Origin of the sequence: Nocardia sp. NPDC060259 (assembly GCF_042728775.1) — a bacterium.
Lineage (GTDB): Bacteria > Actinomycetota > Actinomycetes > Mycobacteriales > Mycobacteriaceae > Nocardia.
The window spans coordinates 1-19,703 of the sequence record NZ_JBHXAY010000121.1 but is presented as its reverse complement, the minus strand read 5'-3'; the positions used below and the strand labels follow the sequence as shown (position 1 = coordinate 19,703).

Genomic DNA, 19,703 nt, shown 5'->3' with positions numbered 1-19,703 from the left:
GCTACTTCACATTGACGACGTGCTCTGCCGGGGTCGCGGCGTACAGCTGCTCGATGTCGGTGGCGTACTTCTTCGCGATCGGGGTCCGCTTGAGCGACATCTTCGGGGTCAGCTCGTCGCCGCCCGGCTCCCACAGGTTCTCCACGATGACGAAGCGCTTGATCTGCTCCACCCGCGAAAGCTTGCGGTTGCCCGCGGTCACCGCGGCCTTGACCTCCTCGACGATCTCGGCGCGGCGCGCGAGCTCGGCGTGGGTGGCGTCGGTGGCGCCGAACTCCTTGGCGCGCAACGCCGCGACATCGGGATCGAGCATGATCAGCGCGGTGATGTAGGGGCGGGCGTCACCGATGGCGACGGCCTGACCGATCATCGACGACGCCGCCTTCATGGCGTTCTCGATATTGGAGGGGGCGATGTTCTTGCCCGCCTCGCTGATGATCAGTTCCTTCTTGCGGTCGACGATGCGCAGGTAGCCGTCGGCGTCGAGGGTGCCGATGTCACCGGTGTGCAGCCAGCCCGCGTCGTCGATGGCCTCGGCGGTCTTGTCGGGCATGTTGCGGTAGCCGGGGGTGACGATCGGGCCGCGGATGAGCACCTCGCCGTCGGCGTCCAGACGCAGTTCGACACCGTCCATGACACGACCGACCGAGCCGGGGCGCGGCTTGTCGAGATCGGTGAACGTGCCGACACCGGTGGTCTCGGACATTCCCCACACCTCGCTGACCGCGAACCCGAGGCCGAGGAAGTACTCCAGGGTCTCCGCGGGCACCGGGGCGGCGCCGGACGCGGCGACCTTCAGATCGCCGAAACCGAGCGCCTCGCGCAGCTTGGACAGCACCAGGGCGTCGGCGGCCTTGTGCTGCACACCGAGCAGCAGCGAGCCGCCCTCACCGGACAGCTTCGCCTTGGCCTGCGCCACACCGACACCGATCGCCCAGTTGGCCAGAGCCTTCTTCACCGGGCTCGGCTCGACCGCGAGCTTGTTCTCGATACCGGCCTTGATCTTCTGCCACACCCGCGGCACACCGAAGAACACGGTGGGGCGGGCGTCGGGCAGGGCGGCGGCGATCTCACGCGGGTCGGTGACCGTGGTGATCTGGATGCCGGTGAGCAGGCTCATCGCGTGCGCGGAGATGCGGTCGGCGACATGCGCGGCGGGCAGATACGACACGGCACGGTCGTCGAAACCGACCGGCAGCGGACCGGAGACCAGGCCGACGACCTGGGCGATCACATTGCCTTGGGTGAGCTCGACACCCTTGGAGGGGCCGGTGGTGCCGGAGGTGTAGATCAGGGTGGCCAGATCGCCCGGCTGCACCGCCTGCCACGCGGCGTCGAAGTCGAAGTCGGGCAGCGGATCCGACTCCAGCTGGGCCAGGCCGATGGTGCCCTCGGCAGTGCCGTCGACGAGTACGGTGTGCTCGACCTCGGTGCCCGATTCACGGATGACGTCGAGGAATGCCTGCTCGGTGATCACGACCTTGTTGCCCGCGTTGGCGAACACGTGCGCGATCTGCTCCGGGGAGCTGGTGTTGTACACCGAGAACGGGGTCGCGCCCAGGTGCAGGGCCGCGGTGTCGATCAGGTTGAACTCGGGGCGGTTGGTGAGCATGATGCCGACCGCGTCGCCGTGGCCGACGCCGAGCTTCGCCAGGCCTGCCGCCAGTGCCCGCACCCGCGTCGCGTATTCCGCCCAGGTGATCTGCTGGGTGCCGCCCACCGTTCGCAAGGCGATCTGGTCGGGCCGCAATGCGGCGGTCTGCTGGAAGGCGGCGGGCACGGTGTGCACCGTGACGCCGGAAGCGTGCGCGAAACCGATGTCTGTCATATCCCTGTTCCCGATATAGGCCGTGCCGGACGCCGAGCCAATGCGAGTGAATCTGTCTCATCATCTCGAGCGATGGGCGTCGACAGTGGCGCGGCTCACTTATCGTAACCGGACATACGGGATTGTGGCGGTGGTTACCGTCGACGCGCGAAGAGCCTGCGCCATCCGCGCGGGGTCTGCGCGGCCGGCGGCTGTGGTGCGGTGACAGTGCCAGGGTGCGGCGCCCAGGGCGCGAAGTCGCGGGGGATCATGTGCTTGCGCCACCGCACCTTGGCATCGAGATAGCGCCTGCCACGGTCGGTCTCGAGCCGCACGGCCAGCGGAATCACCTCGACCGCGATCCCCGCCTCGGTGAGCGCGCGCAGCTTGTCGGGATTGTTGGTCAGCAGGCGCACCTGGTGCAGACCGAGGCCGAGCAGTGCCTTGGCGACGAGTTCGTATCGGCGGGTGTCGGGTTCGAGACCGAGCCGGGCGTAGCTCTCGAAGGTGTCGATGTCGTAGCGCTCGCTGGTGCGATAGCCGATGGCCTTCCAGATCAGGCCTGCGCCACGGCCCTCCTGTTCGAGGTACACCAGCACACCGGCGCCTTCGGCCTGGATCATGTCCATCGACAGGGCCAGTTCGGGGCCGCAGTCGCAGTCGTCGGAGCCGAGGGCGTCGCCGTACAGGCACCGCGAATGGACTCGGACCAGCGGCTTCTCGCCGGGCTCGCCGAACACCAGCACATAGCCGCCGTCGGCCGGGTCATCGATCGTGTGCACCTGCACCCGCAGCCGGGTGCCGTTGCGGCTGAACTGGTGTTCCGGTCGCAGGTCGTCGACGTCTCGTCCGGTCGCCTCACCCGGCGGGACCTGGACGGGCTCGATGATCGTCAAGCGCTCCTCCGAGACGGTGTCGGCATCGGAAAATCCGCTGCGTGGACGGCGTAGGGCAAGGCAACGGCGCGACTCTACTCCGGCTGTACTGCCAGGCACATCAACCGGGGGTCACACCGGTGTTACGGGTGACACCGTCACGCGCGTACAGCTGCATGATCCGGTCGACCTCGGCGACCTGGGGGAAGCCGGCCGACACCGCGCCCAGCTTCTGCGTCGGCAGCATCGCGGCCGTTGCCCACACGAAATCCGCTGCGGTGAGGGCATCCTCGGACTGCACCACCCGGTAGGCGAGGGCGGCCGCGAAGGCGGCGGCGGCGCCGACGGCCGCTTTGAGGACTTGGGGGAAGTGGTCGACGACGATATCGTCGTCGTCGGAATAGACGGTGCAGCCGAAGCCGTCGACGGCACACACCGCCGACACGCCGAGCCCTCGCAGGCGCCGCGCGGTGTCGGCGGCGGAGTCGGTGTCGACGTCCGGCAGCAGCGCGTCGAGTTCGACGGTGCTGCCGACGAGGTAGTCGACGACGTCGAGGTACCGGTACAACCCTTGCGGCACGGCGATACTCGGTGCGGCACAGACGATCACCTGGGGGCGCTCCGGGAGATCCCGGACGTACGCGAGGACCTGTTCGATGATCGGCGCGGGCTGCTCGAAGGTGAGCACGACCACCGCCGATCCCGCCAGCGCCGCCCGGACCTCGGGTCGGTCGATGTCGTCGTCGAGCAACTGCACGCGCGAGTCGCGGCAGGCGATGAGACGCACTTCGCCGCTGTGGTTCATGACGACGGCCGTGACCAGGGTCGCCGCGGACGGCACAACTTTCACCAGCGAGCGGCCGACGTCGTAGTCCGCGAGCAGGTTCAGGATGCGCGCTCCGTTGGCATCGTCGCCGACGGCCGCGATCAACTGCACGTCGAGCCCGAGCAGGGCGGCGGCGACGGCCCGGTTGAGTCCCTTGCCGCCCGGCAGACCGGCGAAGGTGCCGTCGACGGGGGCTTGCCTGGCCGGGAAGGTGTCGACCCGGTAGAGGTGGTCGATCACGGCATCGCCGATCACGGTGACCGTCCGGCCCGTCGGCGCCGAGGTGGGCGTCACACCGGTCGGGGGAGCGGCGGCGGTCGCCGGATCGGCGGTGAGCAGACCGGCGAGCGTGGTGAGTGCGGCACGTTCGGCCGTGGTGCGCAGGCGTTTCACCGTCGGCGCCGCCGGGGTGGTGGTGGCACCGATGGCGATGTGCAGGGGTATCCACTGCTGCGCCAGGTACTCGCGGCGGGCGCCGAGGTTGGCCGCGTACAGCTGGTCGGGATCGATGTCGCCGTTCGGCGATTCACGCAGCAGACCGAGCGCGAGGGTCGCATCGGCGATGAGACGCTCGGCGGGGGGCAATTGCCGGGTCGTCTCGCGGAGCACCGGCAGGACCGCCTCCTCGCGGGAGACGCCTTCGCGCTGCGCGTAATCGGTCACCACCGGAAGATCGAGAATCGGCGCTGCTCCGATCTCGGTGTGCCGCAGTCGTTCTGCGCTGAGACCGGAGAACTTGCCCAGCCGCGCGAGAATGCCGCGTACCAGGTCTGTTCGTGCGTCCTGCGGGAGCATCGGCACGCGATTGGCCCTCCATGGTCGTGACGGCGGTGTTTGAGCAGCATCTCGTCGGGCAATTACCAATCTACAACGGCAATTGACCGCACTGAAGGGCAAATGCCACACTGGAATTCCCAGGAACCGGGAGCACCGAACCGCTCCCCTTCGTGGAATCGGAGTCTCCGATGACCATTCACATCACACCGGACGACATGCGCAGCACCCACAGCCCCGAATACGCGGAGCGCGTCGGGTCGGACCCCGAGATCTGGCGGCTGAGCTGGTTGCCGGAACGTCGGCTGAGCCGGGACCAGGCCTACGCGGGCATGGAACTCGACGAATTGATCAGCGACCTCACCGCCGCCGGCGACCGCCTCGCGCACGCGCAGATCAACGCCCTGGCCGACACCGTCGGAATCGTCTGGGAACAGGCGATCATCCGGCTCTACAAGCGAATGCTCGCTCGCGTCGACGACCCCGACGAGGCCGGACCCCCGCTGACCAGGCCGCGCACCACGACGTACCTGTTCGGGCACGGCGGAACGCGGCAGGTCAACTACGGATAGACCCTCAGGCTGACGGCGTGCGGTGCTCGGCGCCGACCGCGTCGGACAGCGAGCGGAAACCGCCGGCGCGCAGGTTGGCGGCGATGCCGCGGTGGATGCGGGTGGTCCAGAAGGGGCCGCCGTAGATGAAGCCGGTGTAGCCCTGCAGGAGGGTGGCGCCCGCCAGGATGCGGGCCCAGGCCTGGTCGGCGTTCTCGATACCGCCGACCGAGATCAGGACCAGCTTGTCGCCGACGCGGGCGTAGAGGCGGCGCAGAACTTCCAGGGAGCGTTCGGCGACGGGCGGACCGGACAAACCGCCCGCGCCTATCGCTTCGACCTCGGCGGCCGGGGTCGCCAGGCCGTCGCGGCGGATGGTGGTGTTGGTGGCGACGATGCCTGCCAGGCCCAGTTCGACGGCGAGGTCGGCGACGGCGTCGATGTCCTCGTCGGACAGGTCGGGGGCGATCTTGACCAGGACCGGAACGGTGACGCTGTCGAGCACGTCCTGCAGGATCGGGCGCAGCGACTCGACGGCCTGCAGGTCACGCAGACCGGGGGTGTTGGGGGAGGACACGTTCACGACGACGAAATCGGCGAGGGGGCCGAGTAGTCGGGCGCTGGTGGCGTAATCGCCTGCGGCGGCCTCGGGTTCGGTGACCTTGGTCTTGCCGATGTTCGCGCCGATCGGGACGGTCGAATGCGCGTTGTGCAGGCGGGCGGCGGCCGCGGCGGCGCCGTGGTTGTTGAAACCCATCCGGTTGATCAGGCCGTGGTCGGCGGGCAGCCGGAACAGGCGCGGCGCCGGGTTACCCGGCTGGGCGTGCGCGGTGACGGTGCCGATCTCGGCGAAACCGAAACCAAGCGAGCCCCAGGTGTTCACGCCGTCGGCGTTCTTGTCGAAACCGGCGGCCAGGCCGAGCGGTGCGGGGAAATCGACACCGAAGGCGGTGGTGGCCAGGATCGGGTCGTCGGCGACGGTCAGCTTGCGCGCCAGCCAGCGAGTCGGCGGGAACCAGGTGGCGAACCGCAGGGCGGCGAAAACCAGGTGATGCACCCGCTCCGGCGGGACCAGGAACATCAGGCGTAGTAACAGGGCGTACATGGGTCGGCTCACAATCCGGGTTCGGGCACAGGCAGGACGGCATTCTTGCGGCGGCGCAACAACACCCGGCGGCTGCCGTCGGTGTAGGCGCGTACCCGCGACAACTCCCAGCCACCGAATTCGGCCTGGATGGCCAGCCGCATCGAGGCGGTGACCCGGGTGACCTCGGGTGGCAGCCGCAGCGGCACGTATTCGTAGTCGTCGTTGCTGGTTTCCCAGCTCGGCGGAACCGCCGAGCGAGAACCGCGAGGCTTGGCCGCCATCACTGCCCTCTCTTCCGCTCGTCCGCACCGATCCGCTGCAAACCCTCACCCGTGGCCGAGGCCACGAACAGGTCGCCGGTACGTTCGTCGACGGTCACCGCATCGGGCTGGCGCAGGGTCGGGAACCGTCCCACCTCGACACCGATCCCGGTCGACAGGTCGTAACCGACGACCTCGTTGCTCTCCGTGCAGGTCACCCAGACCGTGTTCGAGCGCGGATCGTAGGCGAGCGCGTAAGGCGACGATGATACCGGGAAACGCTGGCGCAGCACGAGCGGACCTGCCGAGTAGACCAGCAGTTCGCCGCCCGCGGTGTCGGTGACGATGATCCGCCCTTCCGGGTCGGCGATGGCGTTTGCTGCGCCGTCACCGGCGCGCAGCATCAGGCCGAGCGCGTCGTCGCGGACGCTGACGACGGCGGTCTGCTTGCGGTCGAGGACGGTGATGTCGGCACCGGTCAGGGCGATCACGTCGGCCGAGACGAGGCCGGTGACGGTGCGGGCGACGCTACCGTCGGGGCGCAGTTCACGCACCGTGCCGTCGGCGGTGCCGACGACCAGCGTGCCGTCCGTGCGTGTTTGCACGCTGTGCACGTCGCCGTCGACGGGAACCTCGGTCACGGTGCCCGCGGTCACGTCGACCCGCAGCACCCGATCCGGGGCGGCGACGAGCACTTCACCCGCTGTGCCCTGGGCCAAAGCCGCGCCCACGGCGGGCAGGGTGACGGTCCGCGCGGTGGTGGGCGCGGCGGGGTCGAGCAAGGTCAGCGTGGTGCCCGCGGTGTCGAGGGCGGCGAGGCGACCGGTGTGCCGTTCGGCCAGCAGCGCTTTCGTCGCGGCGGCGGGAATGACCTGGCCTGCGGGCGATGTCGCGGTGGCAGGGGAGACGGCCGCGGTGGCCGGATCCCGGGTCGGCACATCGGGGCCGTCCGCACCAGCACATCCCGTCAGCACCACCAGTGCCGCCGCGCCGAACAGCGCTGAGGCGACCGAGCCGCGAGGGCGCATGCACCGAACTCCTAATCTCACGAGGTGACCGCTGATCACCATCTGACCATGATGACTCACCGGTAGCTCCGACCGGGTGGCGCGCGTCGGGCCTGTCGGTGACGGAGGTTACTGTTGACACGTCGACAAATGTTTTGCCAGGACGCGGGGAGGGGATGACCGATGACCGACCGGACAACCGCGGGCTTCGGCATCGATGACATCTCCGTCGGCCCCTTCGCCCACGGTTTCGGCACCACCGACGACGGCCGCGCGTTCACCTTCCGGACCCACCGTGCCACCCTCACCGTGCAGATCTACCGCGCCGACCTGGGTGAGACTGTGCCCGGCGCCGACGATGTGGTCGCCACCGCGCAGGCGCAGGTCACCGATATCGACCTCGGTGACGAACGCAGCGTCACCGCGTTCGTGCGCGATCTGCTCCACCACGCGGTCCCGGTCCCGACCGCCGCGCCGAGGGACGCCATGACGGTCCGGAGCATCCTGGGCCGGATCAGTGCCGTGATTGATGGTATGTAGATGGTGATGTCTTCCACACTTTTCGCCAGGGCCGCTGCGGCCACCGCCTGCCTCACGGCCCTCGTCGCCCTCACCGCCTGCGGTGGTGGCACCGACGAGGCCTCGGTCGACGCCGCACGGTCATCGGCCCAAGCCTCCCTGTCCTCCTCCATCGCGGTGTCGTCGAGCAAGGCCAATGTGCCGCTGCCGACCGCCGTGGAACTCGACGCGCAGATCAAGCGCGCGCTCGACCCCAACCTGCCCGATGTCGAACGCACCGACCTGATCGAGGACGGCGCCGCGTTCAAGGACGCGATCCCCGACATGTACAAGGCGCTGCGCGACAACCCGCACGCCGTCTACGGCGTCGTCGACCCCGTCTTCGACAACCGTGACGGCACGCTGACCGCCACGATGCGCCTGGACAAGGACGGTTCGGGCACCAATATCCGCACCACCATCGTGCATTTCGTGCTGCTCGACGGGAAGTGGAAGATCTCGCGCACCGATCTGTGCGGCATCCTGCGCTCGGCGGACTATCGCACCGCCGCCTGCGGCTGACGATGCGGGAATCGCGTGCGATGCGGTGGGGCCGGTTCGTCCACCGCCACCGCTACCTCGTGCTCGGGATCTTCATCCTGACGGTGCTGATCTCGGGCTGGTTCGGCCGGGATATGGCGGGCCGCTACACCCAGGAGGGCTGGTTCGACGAGTCCAGCCAATCGGTGGCGGCCTCGAAACTGGCCGATGACACCTTCGGCCGCGACACCGACGGCGACCTGATCGTCATCTACACCGCCCCCGCGGGCGCCACCGTCGACGATCCCGCCGTGCGCGGCCCGGTGGTGGCCGCGCTCGCGGACCTGCGCGAGCGGTACGGCACGCACATCCACAAGATCGACAGCTACTGGGACAGCCCGTTCTCGGCGGACGCCTCCGATCCCAGCAAGCAGCACGCGTTCGCCAGCATCGGACTGGCCGGTGGTGGCGGAACGGCCACGGTCAACAACTATCTCGCCCTGAAACCGCATCTCGACGCCGGTGTGCCCGGTGGCGGGCCCGGCGGCACCACCGTGCAGCTGGCGGGATTGCAGCCGGTGGTCGAGGGCATCAACATCGGGATGCAGCACGACATCCGGCGCGCGGAGCTCATCGCGTTGCCGATCGTGGCGATCCTGCTGTACTTCGTGTTCGGCGGAGTCATCGGTGCGTTGCTGCCGGTGATGATCGGCGCGCTCACCGTCCTCGGCACCTCCGGCATCCTGCGGTTCCTCACCGCGCACATCGAGGTCAATGTGTTCGCCAGTGCGGTGATGACACTGGTCAGCCTCGGTTTGGCGATCGACTACGGACTGTTCACGGTGACCAGATTCCGGGAGGAACTCGCGGCGGGCCGCAGTGTGGAGGACGCGACGGCCCGCACCGTCGCGACGGCGGGCCGCACCGTGTTGTTCTCGGCGGCGATCATCGCGATCAGCCTCGGCGCGCTGTTCATCTTCCCCAACGGTGTGCTGCGCTCGGTGCCCTACGGCGGTATCTCCGCGGTGATGCTGGCCGCGCTGCTGTCGGTGACCGCGTTGCCCGCGGCGTTGAGCATCGCCGGGCACCGCATCGACTGGCTGGGCTGGAAGCGATTCTCGCGCAGCAAGACCGAGGCGGAGATCGACGCGGGATTCTTCTCCCGGCTGGCGCAGTGGGCGATGCGGCGGCCCTGGGCGGTCGTGATCCCGATCGTGCTCGGCCTGCTGGCCTTGAGTATTCCGTTGCGCCACATCGAGTTCGGCGGGATCAGCGAGAAGTATCTGGCGGCGGACAATCCGGCGCGCGTGGCGCAGGAGGATTTCGACCGGCTCTTCCCCGGCTTCCGCACCGAACCGGTGAAGCTGGTCGTGGTCGGCGCCTCACCCCAGCAGCTCAGCGACATCCGGTTCGAGGCCAATCAGATTCCGGGCCTGACCGGCCGGTTCGAGCCCGCGGCGCCGACCAAGGACGGGGTCAACGTCCTCTCGGCCGGACTCGGTGACAAACGCGACGCCGACCGGGTGATCGACACCCTGCGCGACCTGCCCGAACCACCGGGCGTCCAGATCATGGTCGCCGGTATTCCCGCACTGGAACGCGACAGCATCAACGGCCTGATCGACGGTCTCCCGCTGCTGTTGGCGATCCTGATCGCCGCGGCGCTGGCGATGATGGTGATCGCGTTCCGGTCGGTGATCCTGGCGGTGAAGGCCGTCGCGATGAGCGCGCTCAGTCTCGTCTCGACGCTGGGCGTGCTGACGTGGATCTTCGTGCAAGGACACGGTTCCGACGCCTTCCACTTCACGCCGGGACCGCTGATGTTCGCGGTGGTGGCGTTGATCGTCACCGTGATCTTCGGGTTGTCCACCGACTACGAGGTGTTCCTGCTGTCGCGGATCGCGGAGAAACGGGCTTCGGGCGCCGATGCCACCGAATCCATCCGCTACGGCGTGGCCCACACCGGTGGCGTGATCACCTCGGCGGCGGCGATCCTCATCGTCGTGACGGGCGCTTTCGGCTTCTCCGATCTGGTGCTGATGAAGTACATCGCCTACGGCATGATCGTCGCGCTCGTCATCGACGCGACGATCATCCGCATGGTGCTCACCCCCGCCTTGCTCAAGATCATCTGGCGGTGAGCGCGGGGCTCAGGTCGTCTTGATGATGCCGCCGTCGATCACCAGGTCGGCGCCGACGATATTGGCTGCCTTGCCGGAGGCGAGGAAGGTGATCAGGGCGGCGACTTCCTCGGCTTCGGTGATGCGGCGCGAGGCGATGTCGAACTGGTCGGGCAGGGCGTCGAGGAGTTGCTGGTGAGAGACGCCCTGCGCGGCGGCCAGTTGCGCGCCGATGCGATGCTCGTCGCGCCAGATCCTGGTGCCGACCGGGCCCGGTGAGACGGTGTTGACCCGGACGCCGCGCGGGCCGAATTCCTCGCTGAGTCGCTTGCCGAACGAGGTGAGCGCGGCCTTGGCCTCGCTGTAGCCGACCGGGCCGGACCCGGGGACGTGGGCGTTGATCGAGGAGACGTTGATGACGGTTCCGCGGCGGTCGAGCAGGCTCGGGAGGGCGGCGCGGGTGGTGCGGATCGCGCTGAACAGGTTGAGGTCGAGGTAGTGGCGCCACTGGTCGTCGGTGCTGTCGAGGAATCCGCTCAGAGTGAGCCATTCGGGGTCGCCACCGCCGACATTGTTGACCAGGATGTCGATCCCGCCGAGTTCCTCGAGGGCGGTGCCGATGACCGTGGTCGCGCCCTCGCTGGTGCTGAGATCGGCGGAAACGGTGGCGGCCGAGGCCTTCTCGAGTTCCGGGGTGATGGTGCGGGCGGCGCCGAGGACGCGGACGCCTGCCGCGGCGAAGGCTTCGGCGACGGCCAGACCGATGCCGCGGGAAGCGCCGGTGACGACAGCGGTCTTGCCGGTGAGTTCGAGATCCATGGAAGATCCTTTCTTGAACTGTAGGTCAAAAATAGGGGCATGCGAAAAGGCTGGGTGGTGGAGCGGGGAATCAGAGGACGGTCAGTGCGACGTCGACGAGGCGGTAGAGCTCGGGAGCGTCGTTGGTCTTGGCCATGATGCGCAGGCCGACGCTGGTCGTGAACAGGAGCGCGGCGACCGAGTGCGGGTCGATTGTCGCGTCGATGTCACCGTCGCGGCGGCCCTGATCGATGCGGGCGGCCAGGGCGGCGACGATGCGTTGTTCGATGTCGCGCAAGGTTTTCGTGATCGCGGGGTCCTGGCCGCCGAACTCGGCGGCGGTATTGGCCGCCAGGCAGCCGCGACGGATCGGGGTGGTGAAATCGAGGTCGATCGCGGCGCGCAGGTATTCGCGAAGGCAGTCGCGGGTGGTGCCCGGTCGGGACATGTAGTCCTCGGCCATGGCGACGCCCTGGTGTCCGTAGCGGTCGAGTGCCTGATCGAAGAGTGCGCGCTTGCTGCCGAACGTGTTGTACAGGCTGCCTTTTCCGATGCCGGTCGCGTCGGCGAGTTGCGCGGGGGAGGTGTTGGCGTAGCCGTGGGACCAGAACTGGTCGACCGCGCGGTCGATGACCGTGTCGGTGTCGAAGTTGCGGGGCCTGGCCATGATTCAACCGTAGGCGTTCTATACCGCTAGGTCAAGAACTGGGGTTGCCGTCAGCTGCGGCCGCGTTCGGGCAGGACCAGTTGCGCACCGGTGGTGGGGTGGTCGAAGACGTCGACCGGGTGGCGGTAGATCCTGGTGAGCAGGTCGTGAGTGAGAACCTCCCGTGGCGGACCGTCGGCGGCGACCCGGCCGCCGTCGAGCACGGTGACGCGATCGGCGTAGGCGGCGGCCACACCGAGGTCGTGCACGACGACCACCACGGCGGCACCGTCGGCGGCGCTGGCGGCGGCCAGGCGCAGCACCGCCTCCTGGTGGCCGATGTCGAGTGCGGCGGTCGGTTCGTCCAGCAGCAGGGTGGCGGTGTCCTGGGCGAGGACCCGGGCCAGGGCGACGCGGGCGCGTTCGCCGCCGGACAGCGACGGGAACACCCGGCCGGCGAGATGGGTGACGTCGGTGGCGGCCAGGGCGGCGGCGATGAGGTCGTCGTCGCGCGCGGCGGCGGGGGTGTGCAGCCAGGGCGCGCGGCCCATGGCGACGACTTCGCGGGCGGTGAACGGGAACCCGACCGCGTGCGATTGCGGCAGGACCGCGCGTCGGCGGGCCATGTCGGCGTGGGTCCACTGCGCGAGGGCATGACCTTCGAGCTGCACCGTGCCGGTGCTCGGCGCGAGTTCACCGGCGAGGGCGGCGAGCAGGCTCGACTTGCCCGCGCCGTTCGGACCGACCAGGGCGACGATCTCACCGGCCGCCACCTGGAAGTCGACGTCCTCGAGAACGGTCCGGGTACCGCGCTGGACGGTGAGATCCGTCGCGCGCAGGGTGACGGCGCCCGGTGCGGGCCGCACCGGGACATCGGGGGTCCGGGCGAACAGGCTGCGCAAGGTACGACTGCGCCGCGGGGCAGCCGCTGGTGTTTCGACGGCCGGATGGAGGTCGGTCATCCCCAGCCTCCCGCCCGCGCCCTGGTACGGCGCAGCAGCCAGAAGAAGAACGGGCCGCCGATCAGCGAGGTCAGCATGCCCAGCGGCAGGTCGGCGTTGTCGACCAGCGTGCGCGCCACGACGTCGGCGCCGAGCAACACCACCGAACCGACGATCGCGCTCAACGGGACGAGCACCCGATGCCCGGGACCGACGAGCATACGCACCACGTGCGGCACGATCAGCCCCACGAACAAGATGATGCCGCTGAACGCCACCCCGGCGGCGGTCAGCACGGCCACCACCACGATCACCTGCCTGCGCAGCCGTTCCACGTCGACACCGAGATGACGGGCAGCGGAGTCACCGAGCGCGAGCAGATCCAGCCGCGGCGCGATGAGAACGGCGGCCAGCACACCGACCGAGGCCAGCACGGCGACCACCGCCACCGACTGCCAGGTGGCGCCGTTGAGGCTGCCGAGCTGCCAGAACACGATCTGATCCCGGGCCGCGGGCGTGGCGACGAACAGCAGCAACGCGATCAGACCGCCGGCGAAGGCGTTGATGGCGATGCCGGTGAGGATCAACGTCACGACTTCGGTGCGCCCACCCGAGCGCGACAGCACGTAGACGAGCGCGGTGGTGAGCAGTCCCGCGGCGAACGCGGCCGCGGCCACCGACCAGGAGGCGACGAACGCGCCACCGACCACGATGACGGTGCCCGCGCCGACCGCCGCACCCGCCGACACGCCGATCACGCCGGGTTCGGCGAGCGGATTGGCGAACACACCCTGCAACAACGCACCCGCTGTCGCCAGCGAAGCCCCGACCAGGACGGCGAGCGCGACACGCGGGAATCGCACCTCCCACAGCGTCACCTCACCCGCCGGGTGCGCGGGCATCGGCCCGATATCGAGCCCGATCCGGTGCGCCACACTGCCCAGGACCTCGGCCGCGGTGGTCGGCACCTGACCGAGCACCGCCGACACCAGCGCCAGCACCACGAGGGCGATCAGCGCGACGGCGAACACGACGGTGACCCGGGTGGTCCGATGACGCGGGTGCGGCAGCGGGTCGGGAGTCGCGTCGTCGATCCGCGGCGCGTCCGCGGACTTCGTCAGGTCGGGGGCATCGCTCATGCCGGCTTGCCGTAGACGGCGTCGGACAGCGCGGTGATGACCCGGCCGGTGTTGGGGCCGAAGCTCAGCAGCACCGCGTCGGACATGTCGACGACCCGGCGATTGCGCCCGGCGGGGGTCTGTGCGATGCCGGGGATCTTCACGAGCCCGTCGATCCCGCCGACCGATTTCAGCCCGTCCGACATCACCAGCAGCACATCGGGCGCGGCGGCGATCATCGCCTCGCTGGTGATCGCGGTGAACGGTTCGCTCACCCCGGCGGCGGTGCCCGCGTCGACGCCGCCTATCGCGGTGATCAGTGAATCGGCGCCCGAACCCGGGCCCGCGATCATGGTGATCGCGGTGCTGCGCAGGTACAGGAACGCGATCTTCGGCTGCGGATCCCGCTTCGGCACGCGGGCGGCGGCGGTGGCGATCTCGTCGCGGGTGCGCTGCCCGAGCTGCGCGCCTGCCTCCGGGACGCCGAGCGCGGTGGCGACGGCCTCGATCTGTGGCACCACGCCGTCCATGGTGCGGTCCGGATCGAAGTAGACGACGTTGACGCCAGCCGCTCGCAGCTGATCGCGGACCGCGGGCGCGGCGCTGGTGGTGTCGGTCAGGAACACCGACGGGCGAAGGGCGAGGACGGCCTCGACGCTGAGAGCGCCGTTGCCGCCCGCCACATTCGGCACGTCGGCGACGGCGGGGAAGGAGGCCGAGGTGCTACGGCCGACGAGGTTCGCGCCGAGGCCGAGGGCGTACACGGTCTGGGCGAGGGTGCCGTAGCGGTCGACGGCGATGATCCGCGACGCGTCGGTGACGGTCACCTCGGTGCCGTCGAAGGAGCGTGCGGTAGCGGGCAGGCGTGGCGTCGGCGGTGCGCCGATCGGGACGGGGTCCAGGTCGGCCAGCTGTGCCGTCGCGGGCCCGCCGGAAGTGGCAGTCGATGCAGGATTGCTTCCGGTGCAGGCGACGGTGCCCGTCAGCACCGTCGCCGCGAGCATCGCCGTCAGCAGACCACGCAGTTTCATGCAGGTAAGGCTAGCCATCATTCGGAACGGGCGCTCACATCGTCGAGAGCTGCCGCGATCGCGCGCGGCAACTCGAGGGTTTCGGCGGCCAGCACTCCGGTGAGCTGGCCGATGTCACGGGCACCCACGATCATGCTCGCGATGCCGGGCCGGTCCCTGATCCAGGCCAGAGCCACCGCCAGCGGCGAGGTGCCCAGGCCGTCGGCCGCGGTGACCAGCGCGTCCACCACGCGGGTGGCGCGTTCGTCGTCGAGCCTGCGCCGGATCTCGGCGGCCGTCGCCTCGTCGGCGCCGCGCGAATCCGCGGGCACACCGTCGCGGTACTTGCCGGTGAGGATGCCGCCCGCCAGCGGCGCGGAAGCGACGATGCCTGCCCCGTGGTGGCGGGCGGCCGGGATCACATCGTTCTCGGTGCCGCGCGCGAGCAGCGAGTACGGGGTCTGCGCGGCCGCGATCGGCGCGATCGCGGCGAGGCTGGCCAGCTGCCAGGCCGCGAACCCGCGCACACCCGCGTACCGGGTGCGACCGGTGCGGACCGCGGTCTCCAAGGTCGCCGCGACCTCGTCGAGCGGGGTGTAGGGGTCCCAGGCGGCGATGCTCCAGATGTCGAGATGATCGGTGCCCAGTTCGAGCAGCGTGCGGTCCAGTTGCGCGAGCAGCGTGCGCCGCGACGCGTCGACCACCGGGCCGGTCGCCGCCGGAGCGGGCACGCTGCCACCGACCCCGGCGCCGGGCGCGTGCAGGACCACACCCGCGCTGCCACTGAGCACCAGATCGTCACGGGAGACCAGGTCGCCGAGCAGATCGGCGAGGATCCGCTGGGCCGCGCCGTCACCGTAGACGGGGGAGATGTCGACGAGCGTGCCACCGGCCTCGGTGAACGCCGCCAACTGCACCGATGCCTCGTCGGCGTCGGTATGGGTGCCCCAGGTATGGGTCGCCAAGCCGATCCGCGACACCCGAAGGCCGCTGCGTCCCACCGTTCGCTGTTCCATCACCGCGCCCGCGTTTTCGTCACGGCGCCCAGCCTAATGGGCGCACCGTGTGGACCCTCGCCGACGACCCGCGGCGGGGGCCGCGAGAACCGATCGCCCGGTGGGCGGGCGACGTCACCGCACCGCGACAGGTAGGGTCGCTGCGAGGTCGCGGCCCTTCCAGGCCGCTCGATGTAGCAAAAGCCCAGGAGGATGCGGTCTTTCGGGCGCGAGGTAGCAGGAGGCACGGTGGGCGAGTCGATGACCTGGTTTCAGGCATTGATACTCGGGCTCGTACAGGGACTGACGGAGTTCCTGCCGATCTCCTCCTCGGGGCATCTGCGCATCGTGTCGGAGGTGTTCTTCGGTAGCGACGCCGGCGCGTCGTTCACCGCCGTCACCCAGCTCGGCACCGAGGCCGCGGTGCTGGTGTATTTCGCCAAGGACATCCAGCGCATCGTCGTGGCGTGGTTCACCACGCTGGCGATGCGCTGGCGGGAACGCTCGCAGCAGGCGGTCGCCGTCGGCGACCGGGTCACCACGAAGCTGCCGGTGATGGACCGCAGCGCCCGCGAGGCCCACGAACGCGACACCCAGCGCGAGCTCGACTACCGCATCGGCTGGTACGTGATCATCGCCACCATCCCGATCGGCGTGCTCGGCTTCCTGTTCAAGGACGAGATCCGCACCGGCGCCCGCAACCTGTGGCTGGTGTCGTTCATGCTGGTCGCGTTCGCGCTCGTCATCGCCGCCGGTGAATATTTCGGCAGCAAGATCCGCCCGATCGAGCAGCTCACCACCCGCGACGGACTCATCATGGGCTTGGCGCAGTGCCTTGCCCTGATCCCCGGTGTCTCCCGCTCCGGCGCCACCTCCACCGCCGGCCTGTTCCTCGGCCTCGAGCGGGAGGCCGCGGTGCGGTTCTCGTTCCTGCTGGCCATTCCCGCGGTCACCGCATCGGGCCTGTTCAGCCTTCCCGACGCGTTCGAGCCCGCCGGTGAGGGACTCAATGCGAGCGGACCGCAGCTGCTGGTCGCCACGATCCTGGCGTTCGGTGTCGGATACGCCTCGGTCGCCTGGCTGCTCAAGTTCGTGGGCAAGCATTCGTTCTACTGGTTCGTCGGCTACCGGATCGTTCTCGGCCTCACGATGTTGGCCCTGCTCTCCGCAGGCGTCGTCTCCGCGACCTGAGTGCGGCGCGGACGGATGGTTAGGCTGGTCCCATGACGGTGATCCTGCTCCGGCACGGAGTGTCCACCTCCAACATCGGTTTCACCCTGGCCGGGCGCACCCCTGGTGTCGAGCTCACCGAGCGCGGTACCGAGCAGGCCGCCGCGGTCGCCGACCGGCTCGCGACCCTGCCGATCGAACACATCGCCAGCTCACCGCTGCTGCGCTGCCAGCGCACCGTCGCACCGCTGGCCGAGAAGCTCGGCCTCGAACCCGAGCACGACGAACGGCTCATCGAGGTCGACTACGGCGACTGGACCGGCCGCCCCCTGTCCGAACTGGTCAGCGAACCGCTGTGGAAGGTCGTGCAGCGGCACGCCTCCGGCGCGGTGTTCCCCGCGGGGGAAGGCCTGGCCCAGGTCCAGCAGCGTGCGGTCGCCGCGATCCGCGACACCGAACGCAAGCTGGCCGAGCAGGCGGGCCGTGACGTGCTGTGGGTGGCGTGCGCGCACGGCGACATCATCAAATCGATCCTGGCCGACGCGCTCGGCCTGCATCTGGACAGTTTCCAGCGGATCGCGGTCGAACCCGCCTCGATCAGCGTCGTCCGCTACAGCCCGACCGGGCCGTCGGTGTGGAAGTTCAACGACACCGGCGCCGACCTGTCCGCGCTCGCCGGCGCGGCGGCGCCCGCTCCCGGTGGCGAGGTGCCGACTGGCACGGGCGCGGATAATGGGAATGCGGGACACCGCGATTCTCCTTGACGGGAATGTGTTCGTGAGTGTCGATCAGGGTCACGTATCAGGAGGTGCATGTGTCACGCGCAATCCATGTATTCCGCACCCCCGATCGTTTCGTCGCCGGGACCGTCGGTGAACCAGGCGATCGTTCGTTCTACCTGCAGGCCGTACAGGAACCGCGCGTGGTCAGCGTGCTGCTGGAGAAGCAGCAGGTGAAGGTGCTCGCCGACCGGATGGGCCTGCTGCTCGACGAGGTGGCGCGCCGCTTCGGCGCCGAGGTGCCGCCCGAGGGCGAGGACGTCCGCGATGTCGCGCCGCTGGTGACGCCCATCGACACCGAATTCCGGGTCGGCACCATGGGTCTGGGCTGGGACGCCGACGCGGGCGCTGTCGTGGTGGAGCTGCTGGCGATCACCGAGACCGAGGTCGACGAATCGGTGGTGCTCGACGACACCGACGAAGGCCCCGACGCCGTGCGGGTGTTCCTCACCCCCATCCAGGCCCGCGAGTTCGCCCTGCGCTCGGCGCGGGTCATCGCCGCGGGCCGTCCGCCGTGCCCGCTGTGCGGCGAACCGCTGTCCTCGCGCGGGCACATGTGCGTGCGCACCAACGGTTACAAGCGCGGCGAGATCTTCGGCACGGCCGAGCTCGACGAGGAGTGATCCGGTGTCGGCACTCACCGAAGGCGAACTGGACATCGTCGGCCGGGTCGGCGTCGCCAGCAATCTGACGTTGGTCTGTGAGATCGCCGCACCCGAACCCGACGGCGCCCCGCTGCGGGTGGTGTACAAGCCGGTGCGCGGCGAACGGCCGCTGTGGGATTTCCCCGACGGCACCCTCGCCGGTCGCGAGGTGGCGTCATATCTGATCTCCGAACATCTCGGCTGGGGCGTCATCCCGGAGACGGTGTTGCGGGACGGGCCGTTCGGGTCCGGCATGGTGCAGCGCTGGGTGACCTCGGTCGACCACCACAGCGCGTCGAGCAGTCAGCGCCTCGACTTGGTCGACCTGTGCAGGCCTGGCACGGTGCCCGACGGTTTCTGCGAGGTCCTGCGCGCGCTCGACGGCGAGGGCAACGAGGTCTCGCTCGTCCACGCCGACGATCCACGCCTGCAACGGATGGCGGTCCTCGATCTGCTGCTCAACAACGCCGACCGCAAGGGCGGGCACGCGCTGGAAGGTGTCGACGGGCAGGTGTACGGCGTCGACCACGGCATCTGCCTGCACAGCGAACCGAAACTGCGCACGGTGCTGTGGGGTTGGGCCGGGCGGCCCGTCCACGAGTCACTGATCGCCGACATCGCCGCGTTCGCCGCGCAACTGCCCGGCACCGTGGCCGATTCGCTGGCCGTACACATCACCGATGCCGAGATCACCGCGCTGACCGAACGCACGAAGGCGCTGCTCGATCATCCGGTGATGCCGGTCCCGAATTCCGCGCGACCGATTCCCTGGCCCGCGTTCTGATTCCGACGACGATTCCAGCCCACCGATGCGCTGACGTCGGGTACTGTGAGGCTGCTTTTCCGGGTCGGGGCCGGTGCTAGTGTGCTCCAAGCACTTTCGTCATACAAGATCAGAGGAAATCTATGTCGTCGACCCGCTCGATCGTCACCAGCTCCGCCGCCGCGCTGCTGCTCACCGGTGCTGTCGCCGCTGTTGCCGCGCCCGCGCAGGCGTTCCCCAGCGGCTGGTGGTCCGAGAAGACCTTCGTCTGCACCGCCACCGACCGCAACACCGGTGCGCCGCTGCCCGAGGTCACCGTGCAGGCCGCCGATCAGGTCGGCGCCGCCTACTACGCGCTGCCGCAGTTCGGCCCGGAGGCCGACACCCTGAACGTGCAGTGCTACGCCCAGGCGTGATCATCCGGTGAGTTCGGTGTGGCCGCACCCGACGCGCGGCGGCACCGAAAACGTCACCGTCACTCCGGTGGCGGTGGC

General features: G+C 69.4%; 21 protein-coding genes. 9 read left to right on the top strand and 12 right to left on the bottom strand.

Translation table 11 applies throughout. The features are described from left to right. Position 1: 1 nt before the first annotated feature. The 3 genes from ACFWF2_RS29420 to ACFWF2_RS29410 form a co-directional block, all read right to left on the bottom strand. Complete coding sequence (locus tag ACFWF2_RS29420) at positions 2–1,828, bottom strand: AMP-dependent synthetase/ligase (RefSeq protein WP_379310718.1); 1,827 nt, start codon at positions 1,826–1,828, stop codon at positions 2–4. A gap of 134 nt (positions 1,829–1,962) precedes the next feature. Then, complete coding sequence (locus ACFWF2_RS29415) at positions 1,963–2,703, bottom strand: GTP cyclohydrolase II (protein WP_379310717.1); 741 nt, start codon at positions 2,701–2,703, stop codon at positions 1,963–1,965. Between the two features lie 100 nt (positions 2,704–2,803). After that, complete coding sequence (locus ACFWF2_RS29410) at positions 2,804–4,303, bottom strand: PfkB family carbohydrate kinase (RefSeq protein ID WP_379310719.1); 1,500 nt, start codon at positions 4,301–4,303, stop codon at positions 2,804–2,806. A 170-nt stretch (positions 4,304–4,473) separates the two neighbouring features. On the opposite strand from ACFWF2_RS29410, the gene ACFWF2_RS29405 reads away from it, so the two are divergent. Then, positions 4,474–4,854 carry a hypothetical protein gene (locus ACFWF2_RS29405; RefSeq protein WP_379310716.1) on the top strand — a complete coding sequence of 127 codons (381 nt, stop codon included), beginning with the start codon at positions 4,474–4,476 and terminating at the stop codon, positions 4,852–4,854. Positions 4,855–4,858: 4 nt separating this feature from the next. Here the strand turns inward: ACFWF2_RS29405 and ACFWF2_RS29400 are convergent, their stop codons facing one another. The 3 genes from ACFWF2_RS29400 to ACFWF2_RS29390 are packed head-to-tail and all read right to left on the bottom strand — an operon-like array spanning position 4,859 to position 7,208. Further along, positions 4,859–5,938 carry a quinone-dependent dihydroorotate dehydrogenase gene (locus ACFWF2_RS29400; protein WP_379310715.1) on the bottom strand — a complete coding sequence of 360 codons (1,080 nt, stop codon included), beginning with the start codon at positions 5,936–5,938 and terminating at the stop codon, positions 4,859–4,861. A gap of 8 nt (positions 5,939–5,946) precedes the next feature. Further along, a complete protein-coding gene (locus tag ACFWF2_RS29395) occupies positions 5,947–6,201 on the bottom strand; it encodes a DUF5703 family protein (RefSeq protein ID WP_379310714.1) in 255 nt (84 codons plus the stop codon). Then, positions 6,201–7,208, bottom strand: a complete 1,008-nt coding sequence (locus ACFWF2_RS29390; RefSeq protein ID WP_379310713.1) for a YncE family protein — start codon at positions 7,206–7,208, stop codon at positions 6,201–6,203. The genes ACFWF2_RS29395 and ACFWF2_RS29390 overlap by 1 nt, the downstream gene beginning before the upstream one ends. 162 nt (positions 7,209–7,370) lie before the next feature. On the opposite strand from ACFWF2_RS29390, the gene ACFWF2_RS29385 reads away from it, so the two are divergent. From ACFWF2_RS29385 to ACFWF2_RS29375, 3 genes are read left to right on the top strand one after another with little or no spacing between them, the layout of a single operon-like run. Then, complete coding sequence (locus ACFWF2_RS29385) at positions 7,371–7,727, top strand: hypothetical protein (protein ID WP_379310712.1); 357 nt, start codon at positions 7,371–7,373, stop codon at positions 7,725–7,727. A gap of 6 nt (positions 7,728–7,733) precedes the next feature. Beyond that, positions 7,734–8,267, top strand: coding sequence for a hypothetical protein (locus tag ACFWF2_RS29380; RefSeq protein ID WP_379310711.1), 534 nt, complete (start codon positions 7,734–7,736; stop codon positions 8,265–8,267). Positions 8,268–8,269: 2 nt separating this feature from the next. Further along, positions 8,270–10,366, top strand: coding sequence for an MMPL family transporter (locus ACFWF2_RS29375; RefSeq protein WP_379310710.1), 2,097 nt, complete (start codon positions 8,270–8,272; stop codon positions 10,364–10,366). A gap of 9 nt (positions 10,367–10,375) precedes the next feature. On the opposite strand, the gene ACFWF2_RS29370 is transcribed toward ACFWF2_RS29375, so the two are convergent. The 6 genes from ACFWF2_RS29370 to ACFWF2_RS29345 form a co-directional block, all read right to left on the bottom strand. Beyond that, the gene (locus tag ACFWF2_RS29370; protein WP_379310709.1) at positions 10,376–11,164 is read right to left on the bottom strand and encodes an oxidoreductase; all 789 of its coding nucleotides are present in this window, start codon (positions 11,162–11,164) and stop codon (positions 10,376–10,378) included. A 70-nt stretch (positions 11,165–11,234) separates the two neighbouring features. Beyond that, positions 11,235–11,810, bottom strand: a complete 576-nt coding sequence (locus tag ACFWF2_RS29365) for a TetR/AcrR family transcriptional regulator (RefSeq protein ID WP_379310708.1) — start codon at positions 11,808–11,810, stop codon at positions 11,235–11,237. Between the two features lie 50 nt (positions 11,811–11,860). Continuing rightward, entirely contained in the window at positions 11,861–12,751 is an 891-nt protein-coding gene (locus tag ACFWF2_RS29360) for a heme ABC transporter ATP-binding protein (protein ID WP_379310707.1), read from the bottom strand. After that, the gene (locus ACFWF2_RS29355) at positions 12,748–13,869 is read right to left on the bottom strand and encodes a FecCD family ABC transporter permease (protein ID WP_379310706.1); all 1,122 of its coding nucleotides are present in this window, start codon (positions 13,867–13,869) and stop codon (positions 12,748–12,750) included. The genes ACFWF2_RS29360 and ACFWF2_RS29355 overlap by 4 nt, the downstream gene beginning before the upstream one ends. Next, entirely contained in the window at positions 13,866–14,879 is a 1,014-nt protein-coding gene (locus tag ACFWF2_RS29350; RefSeq protein ID WP_379310705.1) for a hemin ABC transporter substrate-binding protein, read from the bottom strand. The genes ACFWF2_RS29355 and ACFWF2_RS29350 overlap by 4 nt, the downstream gene beginning before the upstream one ends. A 17-nt stretch (positions 14,880–14,896) precedes the next feature. Then, a complete protein-coding gene (locus tag ACFWF2_RS29345) occupies positions 14,897–15,874 on the bottom strand; it encodes an aldo/keto reductase (RefSeq protein ID WP_379310703.1) in 978 nt (325 codons plus the stop codon). Between the two features lie 192 nt (positions 15,875–16,066). On the opposite strand from ACFWF2_RS29345, the gene ACFWF2_RS29340 reads away from it, so the two are divergent. The 5 genes from ACFWF2_RS29340 to ACFWF2_RS29320 all read left to right on the top strand — a co-directional run bounded on the left by ACFWF2_RS29340 (position 16,067) and on the right by ACFWF2_RS29320 (position 19,625). Next, positions 16,067–17,044: an undecaprenyl-diphosphate phosphatase gene (locus ACFWF2_RS29340; RefSeq protein WP_379310702.1), complete on the top strand. Its 978-nt coding sequence runs from the start codon at positions 16,067–16,069 to the stop codon at positions 17,042–17,044. A gap of 32 nt (positions 17,045–17,076) precedes the next feature. After that, positions 17,077–17,787 (top strand): histidine phosphatase family protein, encoded by a 711-nt coding sequence (locus ACFWF2_RS29335; RefSeq protein ID WP_379310701.1) that lies wholly within the window; start codon positions 17,077–17,079, stop codon positions 17,785–17,787. A gap of 50 nt (positions 17,788–17,837) precedes the next feature. Then, the gene (locus ACFWF2_RS29330; RefSeq protein WP_379081430.1) at positions 17,838–18,425 is read left to right on the top strand and encodes a DUF3090 domain-containing protein; all 588 of its coding nucleotides are present in this window, start codon (positions 17,838–17,840) and stop codon (positions 18,423–18,425) included. Positions 18,426–18,429: 4 nt separating this feature from the next. Further along, positions 18,430–19,230: an SCO1664 family protein gene (locus tag ACFWF2_RS29325; protein WP_379310700.1), complete on the top strand. Its 801-nt coding sequence runs from the start codon at positions 18,430–18,432 to the stop codon at positions 19,228–19,230. A 122-nt stretch (positions 19,231–19,352) separates the two neighbouring features. Beyond that, positions 19,353–19,625, top strand: coding sequence for a hypothetical protein (locus ACFWF2_RS29320; RefSeq protein WP_189028849.1), 273 nt, complete (start codon positions 19,353–19,355; stop codon positions 19,623–19,625). The last annotated feature ends 78 nt before the right edge of the window (positions 19,626–19,703 follow it).